This is a genomic window from uncultured Fenollaria sp. (genome assembly GCF_934202865.1).
Taxonomy (GTDB): Bacteria; Bacillota; Clostridia; order Tissierellales; family Peptoniphilaceae; genus Fenollaria.
On record NZ_CAKPYL010000065.1, the window covers coordinates 1 to 5,635 of the forward strand.

Consider the following 5,635-nt stretch of genomic DNA (forward strand, 5'->3'; position numbering starts at 1 on the left):
TTTATGGCTAAGAATATTTTAATTTGCGATGATGCAGCATTCATGAGAATGATGATTAAAGACATTCTTACTAAGATGGGCATTAAGGTCTTAGACAAGGCTGGCTTTGAAGCGGATGACCTTGCCGGCACTTTAACTATGATCGATGACAAAGACATTAAGAAACTTCTTATAACAGGGGACAAGGACTACTTGCAGCTAATTAAGGACGATACAGACGTTATCATTACTAAGAAGGGCGTAAGTGAATTTGATACATATAATATAGAAAAGATGAATGAGGTTTATGGACTTAGTCCCTACGAATTTATTGATTTAAAGGCTCTTATGGGCGATCAATCGGATAATATTCCTGGTATTTATGGCATAGGCGAGAAGACTGCCTTAAAAATACTTAGCGAGTACAGAACTATAGAAAATCTTTATGAGCATATTGACGAGCTTAAAGATAATAAGACTAATCAAAGGATAAAAGATGGCAAGGACATGGCCTTTCTATCTAAAAAGCTTGCGACTATTGTTAAAGACGTTGATATATCTATGGATATCGTAGATTATAAAATAAATGATGCTAACAATGATGCGCTTAGAGAAATTTTTGAAGAATTAGAACTAAATTCTAGACTTAACTCTCTAGAAGGCAGTAAAAAAATAGAAGTAGCGGAAAATAATTTAGAAGTAGAAATACTTGATGAAGACAATTTAAAAGCTCTTGATAAAATAAAGGATGAATTCATCTTTAATATCACTACAGACACTGACAAATACTTCACTTCAGATATTTTATATATAAGTTTTATACTAGACAAAATTTATATAATTAAGACTGATAATTTATCTTGCATTAAAAATATTTTAGAAGATGAAAATATTAAAAAGATTTCACACGATATCAAAAAGGCTTATGTCTTAGCGCAAAAAGAAGGTATATTGATTAAAAATTTTGCCTTTGACACAGCCATCGCCTATTATTTAATTGATTCAAACAAGTCAAATTATAGCATACAAAACATGGCTATGGACTATTTGCAAAGACAAATAAATTCATTTGACGATATATATAAGAAGGAAAAAATTAGGACTAAAGTTGTTTCAGCCATTGACATGGATGTGGCAAGCGAAGTCTTAAGTAATGAGATCAAGACTATAAAAGATGTTTATCCTATATTAAAGGAAAAGATTGACAATCTAGACGAAAAAACTCTTTTCTACGATATAGAGCTTCCGCTTAGTGAGGCTTTGGCAGATATGGAATTCACAGGCTTTAAGGTCGACAGAGATGAACTTTTAAGGCTTGGAGAGGAATACGACGAATTTATTAAGGAAAAGGAAAGAATTATATTTAGCCTTGCAGGTGAAGAATTTAATGTGAATTCACCTAAGAAGCTAAGTGAAATACTTTTTGATAAGCTTGGTATTAAGCCTATCAAAAAGACTAAGACGGGCTATTCGACTGATGCGGAGGTTTTGGAGAAGCTTTCAAATAAGCATCCAATCGCGGATCAAATCGTTGAGTACAGAACTTATCAAAAGCTTAAATCAACATATATTGACGGTCTTAAGGACCTAATTGACGAGACGGGCAGGATACACTCCTACTTTAATCAAACAAATACAGCTACTGGAAGGATTTCATCGCAAGATCCAAACCTTCAAAACATCCCTATAAGGACTGAGGCTGGTAGAAAGATTAGGAAAGCCTTTGTGAGCGAGGACGACTACACACTGCTTGACAGCGACTACTCACAAATCGAGCTAAGGATACTTGCCTACATTGCCAATGATGAAAAGATGCTTCACGCTTTTGAAGAGGGCTTAGATATACACAGAAAAACAGCTTCGGAGGTCTTTGGTATTCCATTTGACGAGGTTGATAGTGAGCACAGAAGTAGAGCAAAGGCTGTTAACTTCGGCATTGTTTATGGTATAAGCGACTATTCATTGTCACAAGACTTAGGAATTTCAAGAAAAGAAGCTAAAGAATATATCGACAACTATTTTGAAAAATTCTCAGGCGTTCATAAATATATGAATGATGTAGTTGAAAAAGCTAAAGAAGATGGCTATGTTAAGACACTTTTTAATAGAAGAAGAAATATACCAGAGCTTCAAAACTCAAACTACAATATAAGAGCTTTTGGCGAGAGAGTTGCGCTAAATATGCCTATACAAGGCACTAGTGCGGACATAATCAAGATTGCCATAGTTAAGATATTTAATAAATTTAGAGAATTAGGTATTGATGCGCACATCATAGTTACCGTTCACGACGAAATCGTTGTTGAAGCAAAGAATGAAGAAGTGGACAAGGTTAGAAAGATTATTAAGACTCTTATGGAAGATATCGATGGACTTGATATGAATCTAAAAGTTGATATTAATCAAGCGGATAATTGGTACGATGCAAAATAATTATATATTGACTGGATCTATTGCTTCAGGAAAATCGTCAGTTTTAAAGATTATAGCTGAAGAAGGATACAATACCATAAGCGCGGATGATGTAGTGAAGGAACTTTACGAGGACGAAGAGTTTTTGAAGAGCTTTAAAAAAGAAATTGGCGAAAAATTTTTTACAATTGATAAAAAGCTTGACAAAGATAAATTAAGAGAGACTCTTTTTAAAGACATATCCTTAAAAAATAGAGTAGAAGCCTTCGTGCATCCACTTGTTTATGAAAAAATAAAAGAAATGCTTTTAGATGGATTTAATTTCATCGAAGTGCCAATGTTTTTTGAGGCACGTGAATATTTTCTTGATTCTAAAATTGAGATTAAAGGCATTATCTTTGTAAATATTGATAAAAAAATACAAGTTTCAAGACTTATGCATAGAAATAAAATTAGTGAAAAAGAGGCTATAGCTATGATAGACACTCGCGTTACAAGCGAAGAAAAGATTAAAGCGTCTAATTATATCATAAATAACAATGCCTCAGAAGACGATTTAAAGAGAGAAGTCTTGAAAACTTTGGAGAGAATAAATGAAGAAGCTAATTAAATTTTTAATAAAACTATTCTTAATAATTTTTGTTATTGAGCTAGTTTATATACATTTTATACCTAGAAAGTATGATGATATCATAGATAAGTACTCTACAGAATACGGTGTAGATAAATCATTTGTCAAGGCAGTTATATTTAAGGAGTCACGCTTTAAGGAGACGGCGGTTTCATCAAAAGGCGCTATTGGCCTTATGCAGCTTATGCCGTCGACAGCTATGTGGCTTATGGACAAGCTAAATATAGATGATTACAGGATAGAAGCTGCTGATAACAATATTAGACTAGGGACATATTACTTGTCATACTTAATGAAGCTTATGGATTCAGATGAAGAGCATGCGCTCCTTGCATACAATGCAGGCCCTGAAAATGCTAAGCGCTGGATCAATGCTGAAGGCTACAATAAAAATGAAATGGATAATTATGTGGATTTTGAAGAGACAAGAAAATATGTAAGAGAAATTAGATTGACAAGAAATATCATTAACTTTATGGACAAGTATGGAATTTTTCTAGATGAGCTTTCAAGTATGTTGGAGGACTTTAGCAAATGAAGAAGAAAATATTATTAATATTAGTATTAGTGTTTTGCGTAAGTCTAATTTCTTGCAAGAAAACTGATGATAACGAAGGCGCACAAAACGAGGCGAGTGAAGCTTATCTACTATCTCAAGGAGGCAATATCAATCTGCCTTTAACACCATTTAAGACATTTAATCCTATACTTAATGACAACCTATACTATTATTACTTTAAAGACCTTATTTATTCAAGCCTTTTAGAAATCAATGATGATTCATCATTAAATAATTTGCTAGCGAGTTCAGTAGAAAAGGTGGATGAGAGAACTTATAGAATCAAGTTAAGAGAGGGCGTTAAATTTCATAACGGCAAAGTTTTAAGCGCGGATGATGTTATCTTTTCATATAATTATATCTTAAATAATAAGGATAGGTCCTTTTATTATAACTTGATAAATGACGAAGGAAATAAAATTTTTAATGGATCTTCAAATTTTACTATCAATAGACTTGATAACAATAGTCTAGAAGTTAAATTTGCAAGTGCAAGTCAAAATAATTTATATAAATTAACATTTCCTATCATATCATCAACAGATGATTACAGTAATTACACGCCTAATGGCACAGGACCCTTCAAGTTCAAGTCATATGATAACAATAAACTTCTTATCTTAGAGAAAAACAAGTCATACTTCAATGGTCAAGCATCCATTGACACAGTTACAGGCATAGTTATAGAGAACCCTTCTAATATTGAGGGCATATTCGAAACAGGTAAGCTTGATATATATACGGCATTTGATTCAAATTACTCAGCGTTTTTAAACAGCTCAAAGTATTCTGTGATTGAATTTCCATCGAATAAGCTTTATTATATTGGCTTTAATCATAAGAAGAAGCCATCCATTGACCTAAGGAAGCTAGTTGAAGCTAGCATAAATAAGGAGCTAATCAATAAAGAGGTGTTCTCGAGCAATTTAGCTTTATGCCAAGGCTTTTATCCTGAAGAATCAATTTTTGGTCTTCACGATATAAAAGAAAAAGAGGATTTATCTAAGCTAAGTATAAAGAAGAACGAAAATCATCAGTACGTCGATGAAAACAATAAGCTGATTAAGCTAAGTATTTTATATAATAAAAACGATGCGAAGAAGAGAGCAATTGCGAATATTATTTATACGCAGCTTGACAACGCTGGCTTTAAAGTAGAGATGCTTGCAAAAGACGCGGGTGATATTAGTTTTACTGAGAACTATGACATCTACGTGGGCGAGTACCTAGTTAACAATGCTTTTGATTTAAGCTATATCTTTTCAAATAGGTCCGCTCTTAACTTTATGGGATACGCTGATGATAGATATGAGGACTTACTTAATCAACTATATAGTAATAAGATAGAATATAAAGAATTAAACAACTATCTTCAAGACGAGAGGATATATATACCGCTTGGTTATGAGAAGAATGCTTTAATATTTAAAGAGAATATGATTTTTGATGTCAAGATTAATTTTCAAAATCTATATTCGAAGATAAAAGATTTAATTATTGTGAGCGCAAAGTCTTGATATTATTCGAATTTAATGTTATAATATTTATTTGTGAAATGGGGTGATTTTATGTCAATACTTAAGACCTTTACTGGAGGCGTTCATATGCCCGAGTACAAGGAATTATCAGAAAAACAAGCTATTGAAGAGCAAAAAGAGCCTAATAAAGTTGTTATTCCACTAAACCAACACGTTGGCGCTGAATGTACGCCGCTTGTAAAAAAAGGCGACTTTGTTAGAGAAGGTCAAAAAATTGGTGATAGCGATGCATCTTTATTTGCTCCTGTTCATGCAAGTATTTCTGGTATAGTTAGAGATATTGGCAAAGTTTACACTACAGGAGGCTGGCTAGTTAATTCAATCACTATTGAAAAAGCAAGTGATGAAGAATTAGAAGCTCTAGGCAATCCAAACAGTAGTGAACTTTTAATGGAAGGTTACGGTGACTTTAGAAACTTATCTAAAGAAAAAATCATCGAACTAATTAAAGAAGCAGGAATTATAGGTATGGGTGGAGGAGCGTTCCCATCATTTGCAAAACTACAATCGTCAGAT

4 protein-coding genes and 1 pseudogene are annotated in these 5,635 nt (G+C 33.0%); all 5 read left to right on the top strand.

The features are described from left to right. A partial coding sequence (gene polA / locus Q0E71_RS06245; protein ID WP_294797082.1) for a DNA polymerase I occupies positions 1-2,412 on the top strand: 2,412 nt, incomplete at its 5' end. Then, the gene (gene coaE / locus Q0E71_RS06250; protein ID WP_294797084.1) at positions 2,402-3,001 is read left to right on the top strand and encodes a dephospho-CoA kinase; all 600 of its coding nucleotides are present in this window, start codon (positions 2,402-2,404) and stop codon (positions 2,999-3,001) included. The genes polA and coaE, both read left to right, overlap by 11 nt. Next, complete coding sequence (locus Q0E71_RS06255; RefSeq protein ID WP_294797085.1) at positions 2,985-3,560, top strand: lytic transglycosylase domain-containing protein; 576 nt, start codon at positions 2,985-2,987, stop codon at positions 3,558-3,560. The genes coaE and Q0E71_RS06255 overlap by 17 nt, the downstream gene beginning before the upstream one ends. Further along, the gene (locus Q0E71_RS06260) at positions 3,557-5,098 is read left to right on the top strand and encodes an ABC transporter substrate-binding protein (protein ID WP_294797087.1); all 1,542 of its coding nucleotides are present in this window, start codon (positions 3,557-3,559) and stop codon (positions 5,096-5,098) included. The genes Q0E71_RS06255 and Q0E71_RS06260 overlap by 4 nt, the downstream gene beginning before the upstream one ends. 51 nt (positions 5,099-5,149) lie before the next feature. Next, positions 5,150-5,635: pseudogene (locus Q0E71_RS06265) on the top strand (electron transport complex subunit RsxC); the annotation flags it as partial.